The 19,329-nt window shown below is 29.2% G+C and carries 18 protein-coding genes, 6 tRNA genes and 1 riboswitch; of the genes, 11 read left to right on the top strand and 13 right to left on the bottom strand.

Annotated features, from left to right (window positions below):
- Nucleotides 1-10: 10 nt before the first annotated feature.
- From Q0V67_RS07660 to Q0V67_RS07625, 8 genes are all read right to left on the bottom strand, one after another.
- Entirely contained in the window at nt 11-316 is a 306-nt protein-coding gene (locus Q0V67_RS07660; RefSeq protein ID WP_297598417.1) for an FMN-binding protein, read from the bottom strand.
- Nucleotides 317-434: 118 nt separating this feature from the next.
- Nucleotides 435-1,778 carry a sodium:alanine symporter family protein gene (locus Q0V67_RS07655; RefSeq protein WP_297598415.1) on the bottom strand — a complete coding sequence of 448 codons (1,344 nt, stop codon included), beginning with the start codon at nt 1,776-1,778 and terminating at the stop codon, nt 435-437.
- A gap of 126 nt (nt 1,779-1,904) precedes the next feature.
- Nucleotides 1,905-1,997: riboswitch (glycine riboswitch) on the bottom strand.
- Nucleotides 1,998-2,142: 145 nt separating this feature from the next.
- Complete coding sequence (locus Q0V67_RS07650; protein ID WP_297598413.1) at nt 2,143-3,066, bottom strand: ROK family protein; 924 nt, start codon at nt 3,064-3,066, stop codon at nt 2,143-2,145.
- A 9-nt stretch (nt 3,067-3,075) separates the two neighbouring features.
- The gene (locus Q0V67_RS07645; RefSeq protein WP_297598411.1) at nt 3,076-3,945 is read right to left on the bottom strand and encodes an N-acetylneuraminate lyase; all 870 of its coding nucleotides are present in this window, start codon (nt 3,943-3,945) and stop codon (nt 3,076-3,078) included.
- A 41-nt stretch (nt 3,946-3,986) separates the two neighbouring features.
- Nucleotides 3,987-5,270: a TRAP transporter large permease gene (locus Q0V67_RS07640; RefSeq protein WP_297598409.1), complete on the bottom strand. Its 1,284-nt coding sequence runs from the start codon at nt 5,268-5,270 to the stop codon at nt 3,987-3,989.
- Nucleotides 5,264-5,785, bottom strand: a complete 522-nt coding sequence (locus tag Q0V67_RS07635) for a TRAP transporter small permease (RefSeq protein ID WP_297598407.1) — start codon at nt 5,783-5,785, stop codon at nt 5,264-5,266. The genes Q0V67_RS07640 and Q0V67_RS07635 overlap by 7 nt, the downstream gene beginning before the upstream one ends.
- Nucleotides 5,786-5,816: 31 nt before the next feature.
- Nucleotides 5,817-6,803, bottom strand: a complete 987-nt coding sequence (locus tag Q0V67_RS07630; RefSeq protein ID WP_297598405.1) for a sialic acid TRAP transporter substrate-binding protein SiaP — start codon at nt 6,801-6,803, stop codon at nt 5,817-5,819.
- Nucleotides 6,804-6,857: 54 nt separating this feature from the next.
- Entirely contained in the window at nt 6,858-7,853 is a 996-nt protein-coding gene (locus Q0V67_RS07625; RefSeq protein WP_297598403.1) for a LacI family DNA-binding transcriptional regulator, read from the bottom strand.
- Nucleotides 7,854-8,005: 152 nt separating this feature from the next.
- Here Q0V67_RS07625 and Q0V67_RS07620 point away from each other — a divergent pair, with 152 nt between their 5' ends.
- Nucleotides 8,006-8,416 carry a hypothetical protein gene (locus Q0V67_RS07620; protein WP_297598401.1) on the top strand — a complete coding sequence of 137 codons (411 nt, stop codon included), beginning with the start codon at nt 8,006-8,008 and terminating at the stop codon, nt 8,414-8,416.
- A 34-nt stretch (nt 8,417-8,450) separates the two neighbouring features.
- Here Q0V67_RS07620 and Q0V67_RS07615 read toward each other — a convergent pair whose 3' ends face one another.
- Both Q0V67_RS07615 and Q0V67_RS07610 read right to left on the bottom strand, forming a co-directional pair.
- Entirely contained in the window at nt 8,451-9,239 is a 789-nt protein-coding gene (locus Q0V67_RS07615) for a Cof-type HAD-IIB family hydrolase (RefSeq protein WP_297598400.1), read from the bottom strand.
- Nucleotides 9,240-9,311: 72 nt separating this feature from the next.
- Nucleotides 9,312-10,784, bottom strand: a complete 1,473-nt coding sequence (locus Q0V67_RS07610) for an ABC transporter substrate-binding protein (RefSeq protein ID WP_297598398.1) — start codon at nt 10,782-10,784, stop codon at nt 9,312-9,314.
- 124 nt (nt 10,785-10,908) lie between these two features.
- Here Q0V67_RS07610 and Q0V67_RS07605 point away from each other — a divergent pair, with 124 nt between their 5' ends.
- On the top strand, nt 10,909-12,318 hold the full coding sequence (locus Q0V67_RS07605) for a PLP-dependent aminotransferase family protein (protein WP_297598395.1): 1,410 nt from the start codon (nt 10,909-10,911) through the stop codon (nt 12,316-12,318).
- 38 nt (nt 12,319-12,356) lie between these two features.
- Here the strand turns inward: Q0V67_RS07605 and Q0V67_RS07600 are convergent, their stop codons facing one another.
- Complete coding sequence (locus tag Q0V67_RS07600) at nt 12,357-12,860, bottom strand: NUDIX hydrolase (RefSeq protein ID WP_297598393.1); 504 nt, start codon at nt 12,858-12,860, stop codon at nt 12,357-12,359.
- 4 nt (nt 12,861-12,864) lie between these two features.
- Nucleotides 12,865-13,734 carry an RluA family pseudouridine synthase gene (locus Q0V67_RS07595; protein WP_297598391.1) on the bottom strand — a complete coding sequence of 290 codons (870 nt, stop codon included), beginning with the start codon at nt 13,732-13,734 and terminating at the stop codon, nt 12,865-12,867.
- A 267-nt stretch (nt 13,735-14,001) separates the two neighbouring features.
- Between Q0V67_RS07595 and Q0V67_RS07590 the strand changes: the two genes are divergently transcribed.
- Genes Q0V67_RS07590 through Q0V67_RS07580 form a run of 3 tightly spaced genes read left to right on the top strand, consistent with a single transcriptional unit; the run spans nt 14,002 to nt 15,717 of the window.
- Nucleotides 14,002-14,706, top strand: a complete 705-nt coding sequence (locus Q0V67_RS07590; protein WP_297598389.1) for a ParA family protein — start codon at nt 14,002-14,004, stop codon at nt 14,704-14,706.
- A complete protein-coding gene (locus Q0V67_RS07585; protein ID WP_297598387.1) occupies nt 14,699-15,439 on the top strand; it encodes a hypothetical protein in 741 nt (246 codons plus the stop codon). The genes Q0V67_RS07590 and Q0V67_RS07585 overlap by 8 nt, the downstream gene beginning before the upstream one ends.
- A 23-nt stretch (nt 15,440-15,462) precedes the next feature.
- Nucleotides 15,463-15,717 (top strand): hypothetical protein, encoded by a 255-nt coding sequence (locus Q0V67_RS07580; RefSeq protein WP_297598385.1) that lies wholly within the window; start codon nt 15,463-15,465, stop codon nt 15,715-15,717.
- 179 nt (nt 15,718-15,896) lie between these two features.
- Here the strand turns inward: Q0V67_RS07580 and Q0V67_RS07575 are convergent, their stop codons facing one another.
- Nucleotides 15,897-17,888 (bottom strand): hypothetical protein, encoded by a 1,992-nt coding sequence (locus tag Q0V67_RS07575; protein ID WP_297598383.1) that lies wholly within the window; start codon nt 17,886-17,888, stop codon nt 15,897-15,899.
- Nucleotides 17,889-18,737: 849 nt separating this feature from the next.
- Between Q0V67_RS07575 and Q0V67_RS07570 the strand changes: the two genes are divergently transcribed.
- The 6 genes from Q0V67_RS07570 (at nt 18,738) to Q0V67_RS07545 (ending at nt 19,262) form a co-directional block, all read left to right on the top strand.
- Nucleotides 18,738-18,814: transfer RNA gene (locus tag Q0V67_RS07570), tRNA-Pro, on the top strand.
- A 5-nt stretch (nt 18,815-18,819) separates the two neighbouring features.
- Nucleotides 18,820-18,894 (top strand) — tRNA-Gln (locus Q0V67_RS07565).
- A 9-nt stretch (nt 18,895-18,903) separates the two neighbouring features.
- Nucleotides 18,904-18,978 (top strand) — tRNA-Glu (locus Q0V67_RS07560).
- 18 nt (nt 18,979-18,996) lie between these two features.
- Nucleotides 18,997-19,081, top strand: a tRNA-Tyr gene (locus Q0V67_RS07555).
- A gap of 15 nt (nt 19,082-19,096) precedes the next feature.
- Nucleotides 19,097-19,172 (top strand) — tRNA-Thr (locus tag Q0V67_RS07550).
- 7 nt (nt 19,173-19,179) lie between these two features.
- A tRNA-Leu gene (locus tag Q0V67_RS07545) sits at nt 19,180-19,262 on the top strand.
- Nucleotides 19,263-19,329: the final 67 nt, after the last annotated feature.

Here is a 19,329-nt window from a genome sequence, read left to right as displayed (position 1 = left end):
TTATAGTTAATTACTTTCCTGTTGCGTTGTTTATAGCCTCTAAGAATCCCTCAGACGTATATGTTGCCCCTGCTACTGTATCAACTTTAGATGTTTGAGCTTCTAAAACCTTTTTTGTTAATTGCTCAATTGCTGGATTTGCTATTCCCGGAGTATCAGTGCTCTCTTTTACTTCAATCGCAACTATTTTATCTCCTTCCATAGTTACAGCTACTTTTATATCATCTGCATATCCCAACCCAGTTCCTTCTTTTACCTCAGATCCAAAAGCTATTGTAGATAATAAAACTAATGCTACCATTAAAAATTTCTTCATAATGTTCCCCTTTCTATTTATTATTATATTCGTTATTTTTCTATAATAATTATACTGTATACTACCATAATGTGTCAATAAAAAAATACATTCAATACTAAATAGACGCATTTTGTATTTATAATTTATCATATTCCTTCATTGCTGTTCTTGCAAATTTTCCTAATGCCAGCAGAGCTATCAGGTTTGGTATCACCATCATACCATTAAACATGTCTGCTAATTCCCAAACCAGTTCAACTTTCATCATGGAACCAATAACTATCATTATCATAACAATAGCTCGGTATATATTTATAGCTTTTTTATCTCTAAATATATATCTAACATTTGCTTCTCCAAAAAAATACCATCCTATTATTGTTGAAAAGGCGAAAAATAGTAAACATATCGCTATAAAAGAATCTCCAAATACACCTAATGTTTTAGAAAATGCCCCTTGAGTTAAAATAATCCCCGCTCCTTTCACTAAAGGAACCTTAGATGTCAAAATAACCAATGCCGTTCCTGTAAGAACCACAAATGTATCTATGAAGACAGTTATTATTGCTACAATCCCCTGTTCTCCTGGGTGTTTTACTTTTGCTATTGCATGTGCATGAGGAGTTGATCCCATTCCTGCCTCATTGGAAAATAGTCCTCTTGCAACTCCATATCTTACAGCTTGCTTCACTGTTATTCCCACAGCTCCACCCATTGCTGCCTGTGAAGTGAATGCTGAGTAAAAAATTGAAGTTATTGCTGGAATTACTTCTCTGTAATTAATCGCTATCACTATGATACATGCCACAATATATAAACCCGCCATTATTGGTACAATTTTTTCTGTTACTGAGGCAATTCTCTTTATTCCACCGAAAAATACAAATCCAGATAATATGGATATAACAACACCTACTATCGCTGGTGAAACTCCAAAAGCTTTTCCAAAAGCAGCTGATATAGAGTTAGATTGAACTGCATTTCCCATTAAACCCAATGCCACAATACATGCAACAGCAAAAAAATATGATAAAAATTTAGCCGATTTTTTATTTTTTAAACTTTTTTCTATATAGTATGCAGGTCCTCCTGTTATCTGACCATCTATTCTTGTTTTAAAAATTTGCCCCAATATAGCCTCTACATAAACTGTTGCCATCCCTAAGAAAGCACTGGCCCACATCCAAAATATAGCTCCTGGACCTCCTGATGCTATCGCTGTTGCTGCACCTGCCAGATTTCCAGTTCCAACTTGAGCTGCCACTGCAGTCGCTAAGGCTTGAAATGATGACATTCCATTTTTATCTGCTGCCTTTCCGTTCAAGTTTATTGAACCTGTTACATGTTTTACTCCCTCTTTAAACTTTCTAATTTGAACAAAATTTAACTTTAAAGTAAAATATATCCCTGTCCCCATCAATAAAATAATTAAAAAATTTCCCCATAAAAAACTATTGATACTTGTTACAATCTCCTGCATTGTAATTCCTCCTTTTTTTTCCTTGTTAATATTGAATTGAATAAAAAAAGAAGGTATTATAAAATAATACCTTCTGGAATTAAAAAAGAATTATACACAAAAAATAGTAAATATAAAAATTTACTGCATAATTCCTCTGTCCTTTTACCTGAGAGTTTAGTCCAACAATAGTTGGTTTTGCTCCTTCGGTGCTCATAGAGTCTCTCCAGAGGCTCGTCCAGTATAGGTCCTCAAGTTTTTTAAACTAACCTGAAAGATTTACTTCTTCGGTGGCCAAATTGGCTCTCTCCCTATACCTTCATCCGATTTCCCTTATTCAATTTTACTTATATGAGGACTATTGTAAAATGAAAATAAATTTTTGTCAATAACTTTTTTGATTGGTTTTTTTATTTTTTTCGATTAATAAGTACGATGCACCTAAAATTCCAGCATCATTTCCTCGTTCTGCCATCTTTATTGTTAAAATATCCAAATAATTTTTCATAACTTTTTTTTCTAAACTTTTTTTAAATATATCCATTAAAAAATCACCTTGTTTGGAAATCCCACCCCCTATTACAACTAATGATGGATTAAATATATATATCAAAGAAGATAGGCCATCTGTAAAATAATCAACCCATTCATTTAATATTTCTATGTATGGTATACTATTTTTATGTACTTCTTCAAAGAATTCTTTCCCATTTAAATTTCTTCCCATTTTTTCCTCTACTAATTTTAATAAAGCTGTTGTTGAAGCATAAGCCTGATAACAGCCTTTATTTCCACAGCCACACTCTTTTCCATCCTTAACTATTTGGATGTGTCCAAACTCCGCTGCAACACTTCCTTCCCCTGTTAAGAGACGCCCATTTAAAACAACCCCTCCGCCTATTCCAGTTCCTATAGTTAAACAGATAAAATTCTTTTTACCTTTTGCAGCACCTAGCCACATTTCTCCTAAAGTTGCACAATTAACATCATTTTCTAAAATTGTAGGAACTTTGTATTTCTCTTCTAAAATCTCTACCAATTTGGTTCCAATCCAACCTGGAATCAAATTGGTACCACCTACAACCACACCTTGTTTTCCATCTATCTGACCCGTTGCAGAAATCCCTATTCCTGCTATCAAATATGTTGATATAAACTCTTCTATTATTTTATCAATCTTTTTTAAAAGTTGTTCTACCCCTTTTGAAGCTTCAGTTAGTAAAGAAGAGGAGAATAAAATCTCCCCCTCTTCATTAACTAAGCCATATTTTATCTCTGTTCCACCTATATCTATGGCTATTATATTCATTTTTCTCTCCTAGTTTATCTTAGTTCCAATCTGTTTTGCGATTTCCACTTTTTCTGCTGAGATTTTTTTCATTGGTAGTCTACAATATCCTATTGCATCTACTCCTTTTGATTTTAAAATCTCTTTTATTGTTTGATATAAACCATTTTTTAATATATCTTCTATGATATCATTTAAATGAGTCTGTCTCTCTCTTGCAAGAGTTAAATTTCCTGCTTTTGTTGCCTCGAAGACCTCTCTTGCAATTTTTCCTGTAATATTGTAAGTACTTCCTATTGCTCCATCCACTCCTAAAGCTACTGCCGGTAATAACATCTCGTCAAAACCTGCATAAATTAGCTTATTAGGAAACGCTTTTCTAACTCTTTCCAATAAATAGAAATCTCCTGCTGTAAATTTAATTCCAATTATTTTATCATGACATAGTAACTCTCCAAATTGCTCAACGCTCATATTTACTCCTGTTAAAAATGGAATTGAGTAGATTATCATATTATTATTTGTTTCATTAACTATTGTCATATAATAGTTTTTAATCTCTTCAAAATCAAACTTATAGTAAAATGGTGTCACTGCTGATAATGAGTCATATCCTAAATCCGTTGCATATTTTCCAAGTTCTACTGCCTCATATAAATTAATCGATCCAACTTGAGCTATAAGCTTTATCTTGTTTTTAGCCTCATCTTTTACGATTTCAAATATTCTTTTTTTCATATCTGTAGAAATCATAAAATTTTCTCCAGTACTTCCACCAACATACAGTCCGTCAACTTTCATTACATCAATATTGTATCTCACAATATTTCTTGTTCCCTTTTCGTCTAAGTTTCCTTTTTCATCAAATGAGATTAATAATGCTGAGTAAAGCCCTTTCATTTCTGCCTCCAATTTTTTTATTTTAATTTATTTTTTAAAAACTATGCTCCTAGAATTAAATTTGGTACAAACAATACTATCTGTGGGAATAATGTCAATAAAACTAATGTCAATATTATCGGAATTAAAAGTGGTATCACTCCTCTAGTTATTGTACTGACTGGAATTTTTCCAACTCGAGCCACCACAAACAAGGCCATTCCCATAGGTGGTGTCAATATACCAATCATTAGATTAAGTGTACTTATTACTCCAAAGAATACTGGATCTATTCCAAACTGAATAATAACAGGTATTAACATCGGTAACACAAGTACTTGAAGGGCTAGTGCCTCTATAAATGTTCCTAAAAAAATTAATAATAAATTTATCATTATAAGAACCATTAGTGGAGATTTTCCAAATGTTAAGAACACCTCTGCTATTTTCATAGAAATTTGCTCTCTTGCTATAACTTGTCCAAAAAAAGTTACACCCATAATCATTAAAACAGTAACTCCACTTATTTTTATCGTTTCAATAACATCCTTGACAAATCCCGAAACTGTCAACTCTTTATATACAAAAAATCCTAATCCCATTGAATAACATGTCGCAATAACTGCGGCCTCTGTTGGTGTAAAATACCCAGAAAATATTCCACCTATTATTATAAATGGAGTTAAAAGTGCCCAAAAGGATTCTTTAAAAGATATCCATCTCTCTTCCATTGAAGCCTTTGGAGCTCTTTTATACCCTCTTTTTTTACATATAAAATAATTCATTATCATAAGTGCAAAAGTTAACATTATCCCAGGAACAAATCCTCCCAAAAATAATCTAGCTATTGATTGATCTGCAATTACTCCATATATAATCATAGTTATACTCGGAGGTACAAGCGGTCCAATTATACATGATGCCGCAGTTAAACCACCACAGAGATCATCGTCATATCCCTCATCTCTCATAGCCTTTATCTCCAGTTGTCCCAGTCCTCCAGCATCTGCTAGAGCTGATCCAGACATTCCAGAAAATATAAGACTTGCAAATATATTTACATGCCCCATTCCTCCTGTGTAATGTCCGAGTAAAGCTTTAGCAAATCTAAAAATTCTTTCTGTTATTCCAGAACTATTCATCAATACTCCTGTCAAAACAAAGAAGGGTACACTCAATAAGCTAAAGCTATCCAAACTGTCAACAAGAAGAGATCCCACAAAATAAATAACATTCCAATCAGTCAATGCAAAGAACAACAGTGTTGCAAATACAAGCGAAAAACCAACTGGTACACCTATAAATATAAGTCCAAACCAAGATAGAAATGTCATTAAAGTTAACATTTTTCGTTCACCGCCTCTTTTTTACTTGCTTCTCTGTCACTTTTAGGAGTAATTATAAACTTTCCATCTTTATAATCTTCTTTTAAAACCACTAGAAATCTTATTAACATCAATAATGAAATCAATGGTAAGGATGCATACATCCATCCTGCTGATATTTTTAGTGCTACCAACTCAAATATTCTTTTTCTTAAAAATAATTTGTAGCCTATCTGTATCATCAAAATTAACGATACAAACACTACCGATTGAATAAACGTGTTGGCAATCTTCAATCCTGTTCCTGAAAATTTATTGTATAAAAAATCTATAAAAACATGCTGTCTATATTTTACTCCAATACTCACACCCAACATTCCTATATATGTGAATAATAATATTGCAAGTTCTTCACTCCAAACCAATGGAGAATCAAATAGTTGTCTTGATACTATTTGTGCTACTAATATAAAAAACATCGCTATAAATAGTATCGCTCCTACAATTTCTTCTATGTTATCTAAAATTCTCTTCATGCTATATTCAACTCCTATTACTTAAATTGCACTATTTAACTGATGTGATCTCCTCTAAACCATCTTTTCCTAATTTACCATTATTTTTTACATACACATCATAAAATGGCTGCATAGCCTTTGCAAATGGTACCAAATCTGGGTTTGTAATTGCTACTCCTTGAGATTTAAAGAAATCCAATAATCCAGCTTCCTCTTCTAAAAATAATTTTGTATGGTAATCTGCCGCTGATTGAGTTTCAGTTTTTAAAATTTCTTGTAAATTTTTTGGTAATTTTTTCATAGTTGATCCGCTTATTAGATATAGTTGATCATTGAGTATATGATTTGTTAAAGCTAGATTTTTTTGTACTTCATAGAACTTTTGTGCTCTTATTGCTGATAATGGATTTTCTTGTCCGTCAACTGAATTTGTTTGAAGAGCTAAATAAACCTCTGAAAATGCCATTGGTGTTGGTGATGCCCCCGTATTTTTTGCATATTCTAAGTTTGAATCAGCTTTTGGCACACGTAATTTTAATCCTTTCATATCTTCTATTGAATTTATTGGCCTATTAGCTGTTGTCTGTCTTGTTCCATTATATGCTTGAGATAAAATTTGAATGTTTAAATTTTTATTAATTTTATTTTGAAGATTCTTTCCAAATGTTGTTTCGAATGTTGCTTTTTTCATATGATCAAAATCTTTTATTACATAAGGTAATGAATATAGCTGAGCTTCAGGAAAAAATATATTAAATCGCCCGATTTCAGCAAAACCTAAATCTAAAACGCCTGCTGAGAGCTGTTCTAACATAGATCTATCATCTCCTAATTGAGCTCCTGGATAAAGATCTACAATCAATTGCCCGTTTGACTTATCTTTTAAATTATTTGCAAAATATTCTGCCGCTTTATATTCATTTGAACTTGTGTTTGCAACTAATCCCATTTTTAATTTATAAACTTTTTCATTTGCCCCAAATGCTGCCATTCCAAAAATTAAAGTCATTCCCGCTACTTTTAATACTCTTTTCATACCCATTCCTCCCTTAATTCTAATAATCTTTTTATTTTTTAACACTCAAACTAACTAATATAAACTTTCTTTAAATAATATATCTATTTTAGTTTTATATTCTTGAGGTCTTTTTAAACTTGTTTTATATAATAACTCAAATACTCTTTTTCCAGCAGTATACCCTTGATTCTGAAAATCTTCTGAGATTGTCGCTACTATCTCACCACTCTGTATTAATCCCCGTATTTTTTGATTAAAACCATTTGTTACAAATTTAAAATCTATTTTATTGATAGATTTTAAATATTCAATTATTTCTGGTGCAAATCTATTTACATATATACTGTCTATGTCATTTGATAGATAATTTAAAATTTTACTTTTATTTTCTAATAGATCATCTATTTCTACAGGACCTACAAAATTCTTTTTTAACTCAACTATTTTTTCACAAAATCCTGTCAGATATTTTTTAGAAGAAACTCTATCATCTCCACCATCTATAATTAATATTTTTTTATCCTTTTTAGAAATATTCCCCAATACTTCTGCTGCTATTCTTCCAGACTTATAATATCTTGAATCTATATATACACCATCTTCAAATAATTGTTTTCCTATGGAAACTATACTTATCTCATTTTTTAAAGGCTGCAATATTTTTCTTATTTTTATCTTATCCAAAGGTGTTATTATCAAACCATAAATTTTCTTTTCAAGCACTTTATTCAACACCTCTATTTGGGCATCTACATCACTAATATCTGTTTCTATTATCTTTATCTTAACTCCATATGCTTTTACTTCCTCTTCGAACTCCTTAAGTCCATTTTTTAATTGTTTTGAGTACTCTTCATTCATTGATTTTACAACAAGAGCCACTATAACTTTTTTTTCCTTTATAGCCAATGAACTCCCTAAATAATTTTTTTCATAACCTAACTCTGTGGCTAATCTTAAAATACTTTCTTTAGTCTCTGGTTTTATATTTTTACTGCCGTTTAAAGCTCTAGCAACAGTAGTTCTGGTTATTCCTAAAATTTTAGCTAATTCTGATTGTGTTATCATTTTTTACCCACCTTTGTTCTCGTGAACATGTTCGTTAATTAATTATTATAACATTTTTCAGTATTTGTCAAACTTTTTTTTAAATAACTTGTAAAAAAGTGTAAAAGATTTTATAATATAATGATAGAAAAACAAATTAAAGGATGTGACGTATGAAAGTAATCAGTAAAACGAAGCCTAAGGGAACTGAATATAGTGCTCTTAAAAATATGAAAAAAGCTGCTAGAATTGTAAAATCAAAAGAAGATAGAAGAAGAGCGGAAAATAAGAGGGTTAATGCCGAATCTAGAAAAGAAAGAAGATTAGAAAATGATTTCTATGAAAAAGTTGGACAAATACAAATAGTTGGTTTCAACAAAGGAATGTTAATTCTTTCTATTGATGGTGAACAAGAAAAAAGAAATCTTACTTTTGGAAGAAGAAGTGTTAGTTTAGCTGAAAATATTGATTCTCTACCTAATTTTGAAGTTAAATTGTTTGGAGAAATGGTTGAAATCAAAAGACTTGGAAATTTTGCCAATATGAAAGATTCTATAGCTTGGGCTATTTCTGAAAATCTATAGTAAAAAAGTGGGATTGTTTTTAAATCCCACTTCTCTATAAAAATTTTTCTAAAAATTTAGCAACTCCATTTTCATCATTTATATCTGTTATGTAAGAAGCTTTATCCTTTAATTCTTGTGAAGCATTTCCCATGGCTACGCCATATTTAACCATACTTATCATCTCCATATCATTCCCTGCATCTCCAAAAGCAATACACTCATCTAAACTTACTCCTTTAGATTTTAATATTTTTTCTAAAGCTAAACCTTTATTCACTTCTTTATCCAATACTTCTAAGTAGCGCTCTTGAGAAAAAGCTAAATAAACATCCAGTTTTAAGTACTCTTTAATCAACTTTTCTAATTTTTTCAGCTCCACATTCTCATCAATAAAAAGTGCTTTTGTCATTAAATAGGTTTCAAAAGTACAGAAATCTTTTTCTTCTGGACTCAATTTTGTTGCCTTTTTATAATAGTCTGTCTGCCAATTTTTTATATTTTCCACATACCATTTCTCGTCTTGATATAGGTTTAAATGTATCTTTGTTTCTCTACTTAACTTTATTAATTTTTTCACAATATGCTCATCTAATGGTTTTTCAAATATCACATCTTCTTTTTCTGTATCTATAATTTTAGCCCCGTTATAACAGATTGCGGTTAATGGAAAGCCTAACTCCTCAACAACTAATTTTGTAGCATTATAAGACCTTCCAGTAACTATTATTATTTCACATTTCTTTTTATAAAATTTATATAAGATTTTTTTATTTTCCTCTGAAAGCTCTTTTTTAGAGTTTAATAATGTCCCATCTAAATCCAGTGCAATTGCTTTTATCATTTTATCCCCCTTGTCATTCTTTAAAATATTATATCTATAATATTAAAAAAAATAAAGAAGAATAATTAATTTCTAATTAACCTGAATATTTTCTAAAATATGATTGCCATTTGGATTAAATTTAAAATTTTTAATATTATTATTTAATCCTATATGATACATTTTATGAACCAAAGGTATCACTGGATTTTCATCTTCTACTATCTCTTGAACTCTTTTATATTTGGCTAACCTTTCCTTCGGAGATGATTCTATTCTAGCTTCATCTAACAATTTGTTTACTTCCTTGTTGTTATAAAAACTTCTATTCCCAACTGCGCCTTTTGAGCTGTCATGTAATAATGGATATAATCCATAGTCTGCATCTCCTGTACTCGCATACCACAATCCTATCAAAGTATCGTGCTCTCCTTGAGCTGTAAGTTGTAAAAATGTTGACAGCTCTAATGTTTGTATTTTTACATCAATCCCTATATCTTTCAAATTTGCTTGAATCACTTGAGCCATTTGATATTTAGTAGAATCATCATATACCCATAATTCAATTGATACCGCTTCCCCATAGTTTTTTATTATATTTCTTGCCTCTTCCAGACAATCTTTTGCCTCTTCCTTATTTTTAAAATAGCCATAAGTATTCGGTGTCAAGATAGATTTGGCCACTTCTGCTGTATTTTCAAAAACAACCTCATTTATTGCTTCTTTATTTATTGCATATTTTATTGCCTTTCTTATCTCTATATTATTCAAAGGTGCCCTCTGTGTATTTATAGATAAGAAATCCGTTCCATAAGACAGTTTACTCACTATCTTTATATCTTTTCTATTTTTTGTGCTCGCTACATCTATCGAAGCCAAGTCATAAGCTATTTGAATCTCACCTGTTTCTAAAGCTATATATCTATTTGATGCTTCAGGAATTGTTACAAACTCTAAAACATCTACCTTAGGTTCTCCTTTAAAATAATCTTTATTTTTATATAATATTACTTTCTCTCCGTTTTTCCATTCTTTTAATTTAAATGGTCCTGTTCCGACAAGATTTTTATTTGATATTTCTTTAACTATTGCGAGTGATGAATGTGTTAAATTATTCAATATAATTTTTGGATTATATCTAGATACAATTTTAAAATTATATTTATCCAATATAACAATATCTTTTATTGGTTCAACTAAAACTTTTGTTATTGGAATTTCCATATTTCTTTCTAAGCTCTTTTTTACTATTTCACTATCTAATTCTTCGCCATCATGAAAGACTATATTTTTTTTTAATTTTATTTGAATCTCTCCAGCTGAATTTATACTATAGGAATCAACAAGTTCATTCTCTATATCTCCATTTTCATTCAAACAAAACAAATTACTATATATTTGTTTTGTTATTCCTAACGTGGCACTATCAGTATGTTTATGAGGATCATATGATCGTCCACTATATCCTATACCTATTTTTATTTTTTTCTCACCTCTCTCTTCACCAAATAAAATTGTTGCAAAAATTAAAAAACAACATAATATTTTTATTTTTTTTAAAATCATTTTTATTTTCCTCCCCAGTTTTTTTGTATTTATATGCTATAATTAACCTAGTATCACATATCAATTTTTGTTTTTCAAACTAATAATCCTAACTGTATTAATACACTTGAACAAAGGAGCTTTGATGAAAACACTTTTTAATGATTTTAAAATTACAGACCCAAATTTTGTATATATACCATTATTTGCTTTTTTAAAAAAAAAAATTGAAACAAAAGAAATTTATAAACAATTACCATCTATTAGAAAGGTTTCTAGCTTCTTAAATATAAGCTCCAATACCGTAGCTAAAGCCTATCTAGAATTAGAAAAAATTAATTATATAGAGGTTTACAAAGGCAAGGGAACTTTTGTGAATAAATCTATTTTTTCAAATATTCATCTGAAATTTGATTCTATAGAACACGAAGATCTCAATTTAATCACTCAAAATAAAATTTATTTTGACTTCATAAGTTCAGCTCCAAATCTCAGTTTTCTTCCTGTTAAGGAGATCAAAAAAGCTATAAACTATATTTTAGATCGAGATTTAGAACTTTCTTTAATCAATGAGGGACCACTTGGAAATCTTGAATTAAGAACCACTATTCAAAAAAATTTATATAAACAAAATATCACATCGAATATTAACTCGATTCAAATTTTATCTGGAGCTCAACAGGGAATAGATCTTATCTCTAAAACATTGGCATTTAGTAAAGACAATATTATTGTAGAAAACCCAACTTATTTAGGAGCTCTTAGTACTTTTAAAAAATTGAATTTAAATATTATTAAAATTCCTTTAAAAGCAGATGGCATTGATATTATAGAATTAAAAAAGATATTATTAAAATTCCCTATAAAATTTTTATATCTTATGACTAATTTTCAAACCCCCACTGGTATAACTCTTTCTTTAGAAAAAAGTAAAACTTTATTACTTTTAGCTAAAACTTTTAACTTTTATATTATTGAAGATGATTCTTCATCAGATTTATATTATTCCAATAATCCTCCACATTCTTTAAAATCTTTGGATATTAATAACCGAGTCATTTATATTAAAAGTTTTTCAAAGATATTTATGCCTGGGTTCAGATTGGGATTTGCCATTATTCCAGAACAAATTTTAAATAGTTTCTTGAATAATAAGATTTTATCTGATTCAAATACTTCAACTTTATACCAAAAGGCTTTTGCATATTTATTAAAAGAAGGATTAATTGAAAGACATATGTCCTCCTCAAGAAAATCTTTTAAAAATATTCAAGCTTTACTTATCCAAGAGTTAAATAAAATTGATGATATTCATTTTTCGATCCCTTGTGGTGGATGCTCTCTTTGGATAAAGCTCCCTGAAAATATATCTTCAAAATCTCTTTATAACAAACTTTTACTTTCTGGAGTTGGAATTGTTCCTGGATACAACTACTCTGAATCATTTGATAACTATATTAAATTAAATTTCTCTAGAATTACAAAAAAAGAAATAACCGAAGGTATTCGTCATTTAAAAGAGGCTATCGAATATTTTCAATTTTTAAATATTTAAAAAAAATACCCATCGACCAATTGATCGATGGGTATTTTTTATAAACTTTTATATAGGTTTATTGCATAGTGAGTTTTAAAATCTGTTGTATTTTCAAGAACTTTATTTAAATCCATCCAAATACATTCAATATCCTCTCCTTCATCTAAAATCAAATCCTTCACTTTTTCAAATTCAGATTTCAGCTTAACTATGAAAATATACAATGATTCAGTTGTATATCCGGGAGATAAAACCAATCCTTTTTCAGGACTATATATGATATTGTAACATTCTTTTTCATAGCCTGTTTCTTCTCTAATCTCTCTATATAGAGTGCTCAAAGGACTCTCACCACTCTCAATTATTCCTGCTGGTATCTCTAATAATTTTCCTCTCACTCCAGGTCTATACTGTTCTACCAGTAAAACTTCTGTCTCTTGTTCATTTAAAACTAGTGCGGCTATGGCATTAGGTTTATCTAAGAACTCCAATTTCATTTTTTTTGTTGGGTGTTCCTCTATTTTGATTTTTAAAAAATTCAAATCATCTAATCTCAACATAAAATTACTCTCCTATGATTCTTTTAAACTCTTGAGGAATATCCGAAGTAAAACACATCTCTTGCTTTGTTACAGGATGTATGAATTTTAAAGTATGAGCATGAAGACCTAATCTTTTAATTGGATTAGTTTGAGCTCCATATTTTTTATCCCCTATAACTGGATGCCCAATATCACTCATATGAACTCTTATTTGATTTTTTCTTCCTGTTTCTAATAACGCTTTTAAATATGTAAACTTACCTTTTGTTTTTTCTACTCTATAATTTGTTACTGCCAATTTTCCACCAGTTTTATCATCTTTTACAGAGTATGTTACAAATGCTTTATTGTCTTTTAAATATGATTTAACCTGTCCTGTTTTACTCTTTAAAATACCCTCAACAATAACAGCATACTCTCTCTCTTTTACAATATCTTTCCAATTTTCTTGAAGTTCTGTTTTTATTTCTTCTGTTTTTGCAAAGAGCATAACACCTGAAGTATCCTTATCTAATCTATGAACAATAAAAACTCTATCTCTCTCATTTCTTCCCTTAACATAATCCATAAGCAGTTTATATACTGTTCTTTCATTCTTCTTGTTTTCTGTAGATATAGACAATATACCACTTTCTTTTTCTACCACTATAATAGATTTATCTTCATAAATTACTCTGATTCCTTTAGGCGTTTTATCATTTCTATTTTTGTTCCAATCAACAGTCACTATATCATCTTTAGATAAAAGATAATTATATTGTCTCTCTACTTTTCCGTTAACTAATATTTGTTCCTTTGATAATAAAGTTTTTATATTAGTTCTACTTTGTTTTTTTAAGTTTTCAATTAAAAACTTCATTAATTCTATTTTTTCTAATGCTTTAAATTCCATATTTACCTCTTTTTAATTTTATTACTATTATATCATATTACTTTTCTTATTGCGACAAATTGTCGTCTTTTAATTTCTCTCCTTTTAATTGCGACAAATTGTCGTCTTTTAATTTCTCTCCTTTTAATTGCGACAAATTGTCGTCTTTTAATTTCTCTTCCTCTAAATTCTTGATAAAAAAATTGATTATTTCTACTTTTTAATTTATACTATTACTATAAAAGGAGGTGAAAAGCGTTACTTTAACTTTAGAAGGTAACGTTGGTGATGGGGAAAATAATAACTATTAAAAACAACAAAGGGGGCGTTGGAAAATCTACGCTTTCTAAGAACATTGCTCATGGATTAGCAATGCTTGAATTTAAAACTGCTTTAATTACTTCTGATGCTCAAAATGATAGCCTAATTCTTTTGGGTGGGTGGTTCGAAGGTGGTAAGGGTTTCAAATCTTTTGTTCAAACAGGGAATGAAATAAAAATAAAAATCAGAGAAAATTTAGATTATTTCCCTGTAGAAACAGATATTTTTGGTATCAATTTAAAGAATAAAATAAAAAGTACTTTTACTCAACTAAAAGATTCTTATGACTACATTGTTGTTGATTGTGCACCTGTCTTTAATATATTAAACGATGTTATCCTGGAAATCACTGATGAAATTATCGTTCCTATAAAACTTGATAAACTTAGTACAGCAGGTATAACTAGATTAATTGAAAAAGCTGAAGGAGATAAAATAACTCAAATTGTTCCTAACTTATATAGAAGTACAAAAATTTCAAAAGAATATTTTAGAAATTTAACTGATTTTTTTGATAATACTGGCGTGGTTTTAACTAATCCTATTCCTGAAAGTGTTATAGAAGAGCAACTCTCTGAAAAAGGGAAAACAATTTGGGAAACTCAATCAAAAAAAGCTGAAGAATTGCAGGGTCTTTATGGAGATATAATTGGGGGAATAATCAATGATTAATAAAAAAAATAGTGTTTTAGACAGGTTAAAAAAAGATTCTTTTAAAAAAAAAGAAGAACTAAAAGATTCTATTGAAAGCAAAGAGTTTGAAATCACAGTTATTGAAAATGATTTTCTATCTACAAATGAACTCCTTTTTAATTATGATGATATTCAGGACGATGAAATGAAATCTGACTTGATAAAATATGAATCCCTTTTAAATCTTGTTAAAAGTCAATATCATTCTAAAGCTGGTGAAATTCTATTAGAGGCTAATGAAAAATATGCAAGTAATAAAACGGGTACTTTCGGAATTTGGCTAGAACATATTAAAGTCGGAAAAAAAAGTGCTGAAAGACTTATTAATCGTTTTAGATTTCTAAAAACTAATTGTCTATCTTTAGAAGATCAAGCTTATTTTGAATCTCTTCCTCTCTCATTAACTTATGAAGTTTCTTCTCCAAATGCTAATCAAGATTTGGTTAAAGCTGTTTTATCCAAACAAATAAAAACACGAAAAGAATATATTTCACTAAAAGAGGGATTGGTGTCTAATAAAAATAGCAATCAAAATTTAAATAATATTGAAAAATTATTCAACAAACTTAATTCTAATATTTCTACTTTAATTGAAAATAAAATTGAAACATCCTCTTTGGATTCAATTAAAGCTAAAGCAGTTTATAATAAAATTGAAACTTTAAACAATGAAATCAAGTCTCTTCTTTTAGACCTTGATTTATATAAATAAAAACTATTAAGGGAAGGCTAAATATGAAACTATTAAATTTTATTGATTTTAACTATGTTATAGAACATAACAACGAGTATTTTGAATTCGAGTTTGAAGATGACTTTCTCGACTCAATTTCAGAAAAACTTGATGTTGAAAATTTTGAAATTATAGCTATGGATGAAGTTAAAGAAGGTATCTACCTAGTAACAGTAAAAGTAGATGATACAACACAATCATTTGATTACAAACTATCTGATAGCAGAATTAAATATATCAACTCTCTTGTTGACTAATAAATAGGAGGTTATTACACTTTATAAGTTGTAATGACCTCCTATCTTTTTTATAACTAACTTTTTATCAAAACACTCTGTGAAAACCTCTTCCTCTGTTAGGGTGGTGATAGTTCACACAGCACACAAGTCCTTTTCCTGTTCTATCTATTTTTGGCCACAACTATAATAATCCAAAATTAAGCAGTTACCTGAGTTACTTTTATATAACTTTCTCCATCTTCATCATATTCTAGTATTATATGCAATTTTCCTAATTCTCCCTCAAAAAATTTTGTTATATTTAAGAGTCTTATTATTTTATTAACCTCTTTTATATTTTCTCCCTCTAAAATATCTAGTATATCGAGTTGAAACATCGACATATTCCTATAAATTTTCCTTATTTCTACATTTCTATTTATAGCCATTTCTGCTGTAATCTGTTTTTTAACTTCTATTTTCTCTATATATAGTGGTTTTATGTCTTGAGTTTCGTTTATGTCCACTTCTATTGTATTTATTATTTTCTTTATATTGCTTGATTCTTTAGGGATAATTTCTATTTCCAGGCTATCTTTTTTATTTTTTGCCACTTCTGCTGTAATATTCTCGAAATTCTTTGAAACATAATCTTTTATTAATTTATCTTTTGCTGCACTAAAGGCCATTTTTTGAATTTTGCCTTCTGAACCACACATTTTTATATAATCTTTATATACTTGGTCTTCTAAATTTTGTTTGTTTTTTAAGTCCAAACTATCAATAAAGTTTTTAATTTCAATATCATATTCTGTTATTTCAACTTCTCTAGTATCTTCTTCCAATACTTCAATTAACTTTAAATTTTCATTCTTGCCCGCTTTTGCTGTATTATTCTTTTGTTTTTGCATTATATAATCATCTGCCCAACCTTTTAAAAGTGCTTGAATCATATAGCTTCTTATATTTCCGACTTTTTGAATCTTCATATATTCGGCCACTAGTCTAATATGTTCAAAACCATATTGACGTATGCTATCTTTAATCACTTTAGGCAGTGTTTTTAATTCCCTCGCTTTTGGGGGTAGTATTTTTAATATTTCCTCTAACTTTTCATTTGTTGGAATTCTATCTATTGTCTCTGCTTTCACTGCTTCAAAATGTTTATTCCCATCATTTGGTAGATCTACACCACTATCTGTATGGGTTATCAATAGATTATCAAAATGATTTTTATCATCATAAAAATATGTTTGTTTAAGAGCATTATGACTTTCATTGAAATAAAATTCAAATTCAGACTCTATCCATTTACTATTTTTTATAATTTTATAATCTGTGATTAAATTCATTTTTTTTAAATCCTCACAACTTTTTTCTATCACTTTAATTGTTCTTCCTATTTTCTGAATATTTTCACTTAAAGGAATTCTTTTTATTAGATTTATTGAAAGTACTTTTATATACATCCTATTAAATCTTAATTTATTTATCAGCATATACAGTGCTCTTGTTATTGGATTCTCCATACTTAATAACAACTGAGAATCATATACTAGATACCCTTTTCTTATTATATTATCATAAAAATGTTCTGAGATTGAAACCTTTATAATTTCTTTTATCCTTCTATCTATAAACAATTCTTTTTCCGATTCATGTGCCTGTCTCATCGAAATCATATGTATATTCATTATATTCGTATTTATTTGCTCCTCTATTATTCCTTTTATTTTATTTGAGTACAAGGAATTTTTAAATGTGTAACTAGTCTGAGATAATCTAACTAAAGCCTTTGATATTCTTCCATAAAAACCTTTAAAAGAATCCTGTACAATTCCCATACTTGTCAGAATTTCGCTAACTGTTGTATAAAAAGTGCTATTATATCTCTTATCTCTCATTATTTTTAATAATGCTATAAAAACTCTTTCCTCAAGTTCTCCAGGTATATAGTCTCCTGATGTAGGATTTACTTGTATATATGCTTCTTTTGATCTATTAAAAAAATATCTTATAATTTGATTTTTCTTTTTACTTGTACTTTTTGTAAAAAGTGGATATTCTATCATATTTATATCTATTCTAACTAAACTGTGGTTTTTTTCATTTTCAATTTCCGAAACATCCAAAAATTTTTCAACAATTTCACTAGGTCCTGTATCTATTATCTGGTTCATAGGAATCTCAAATTTTTTTAATTTTTTCATTTTCACCAGTCCTTATATGTTGTATATTTCAATTCAACTGCCCTTATATGTTGTATATTTTACATGAAATTTCTGAAAAAAACAAGTTATTTTGACTCTTCTGTTGTATAAAAAATATTGTTTTTTAAAATTCTATTTTTGACCACTTGGCTTGTAAATATTTCAAAAAAAGCACAGCACTAAAGGATATTTTTTTAACTTTTTAAAATACAACACCTACGTCTATAGATATACAACACCTACGTCTTTTAAATACAGCATCTACGTCTATAGATATACAACACCTACGTCTATAGATATACAACACCTACGGTCATGATATTTTTCCCTTATTCACATATAAAACACTTAATTCTTCTAATGTTTCACGCTATAATTCCAAAAAAATTATTTCTGACAACAATATAAAACAACTATAAACAAAAAAAACAACTATAAACAGAATAAATCTTTAATTTAAAATTAATTTTAGCAATATTAAAATGATTTTATTTCTTAATCTTAAAAATCAATCTATTCTAATTTATAAAACTTTTGATTACACTAAATCTATATATTATTAAATCTTAGAAATAATTAAATAAATTGATAAAACACTATAGTAAAATAATAATGACAACAATATTTATTCTTTAGAATACATTAAAAAATAATATATTATGAATTATTTAAATAACCTAAAGTTCTAAGTAACATATAGTTTTCATTTAAAAATGATAGTAATAATAAGTAAGAAAAAATTGATAAAAAAAAATTGATAAAAAAATAAAAAAATCTTATTGACACGATTTAAATTTTATGATACTATTATTTTTGTCAGCGGACAAAACTGACAAAAATAATAGAGTACGGAATATAGCGCAGTCCGGTAGCGCACCTGCCTTGGGAGCAGGGGGCCGCAAGTTCGAATCTTGCTATTCCGACCATTTAATGGGGTGTCGCCAAGCGGTAAGGCAACGGACTTTGACTCCGTCATGCGTTGGTTCGAATCCAGCCACCCCAGCCAATATATTTTGCCCCGTTCGTTCAACGGTTAGGACAATAGATTTTCACTCTATAAACAGGGGTTCGATTCCCCTACGGGGTACCATACAACTTAATAAAATTTGGTGAGGTTCCCGAGCGGCCAAAGGGATCAGACTGTAAATCTGACGGCTCTGCCTTCGAAGGTTCGAATCCTTCTCTCACCACCATTAATTTAATAAAAAGCCGCTTTAGCTCATCTGGTAGAGCAACTGACTTGTAATCAGTAGGTGATTGGTTCGACTCCGATAAGCGGCACCATAAATAAGCGAGGGTGGCGGAATTGGCAGACGCACCAGACTTAGGATCTGGCGTTTCGACGTGAGGGTTCAAGTCCCTCCTCTCGCACCACTTAATTTTAATCAGAAGGACATTAACAACCGAATAGAGAAAATAGTCAGAAAGTTGCGGAAGCAAC

The organism is uncultured Cetobacterium sp. (assembly GCF_947072685.1).
GTDB lineage: Bacteria > Fusobacteriota > Fusobacteriia > Fusobacteriales > Fusobacteriaceae > Cetobacterium_A.
The sequence above is the reverse complement of the archived record's forward strand: the minus strand, read 5'-3'. Positions and strand labels throughout refer to the sequence as shown.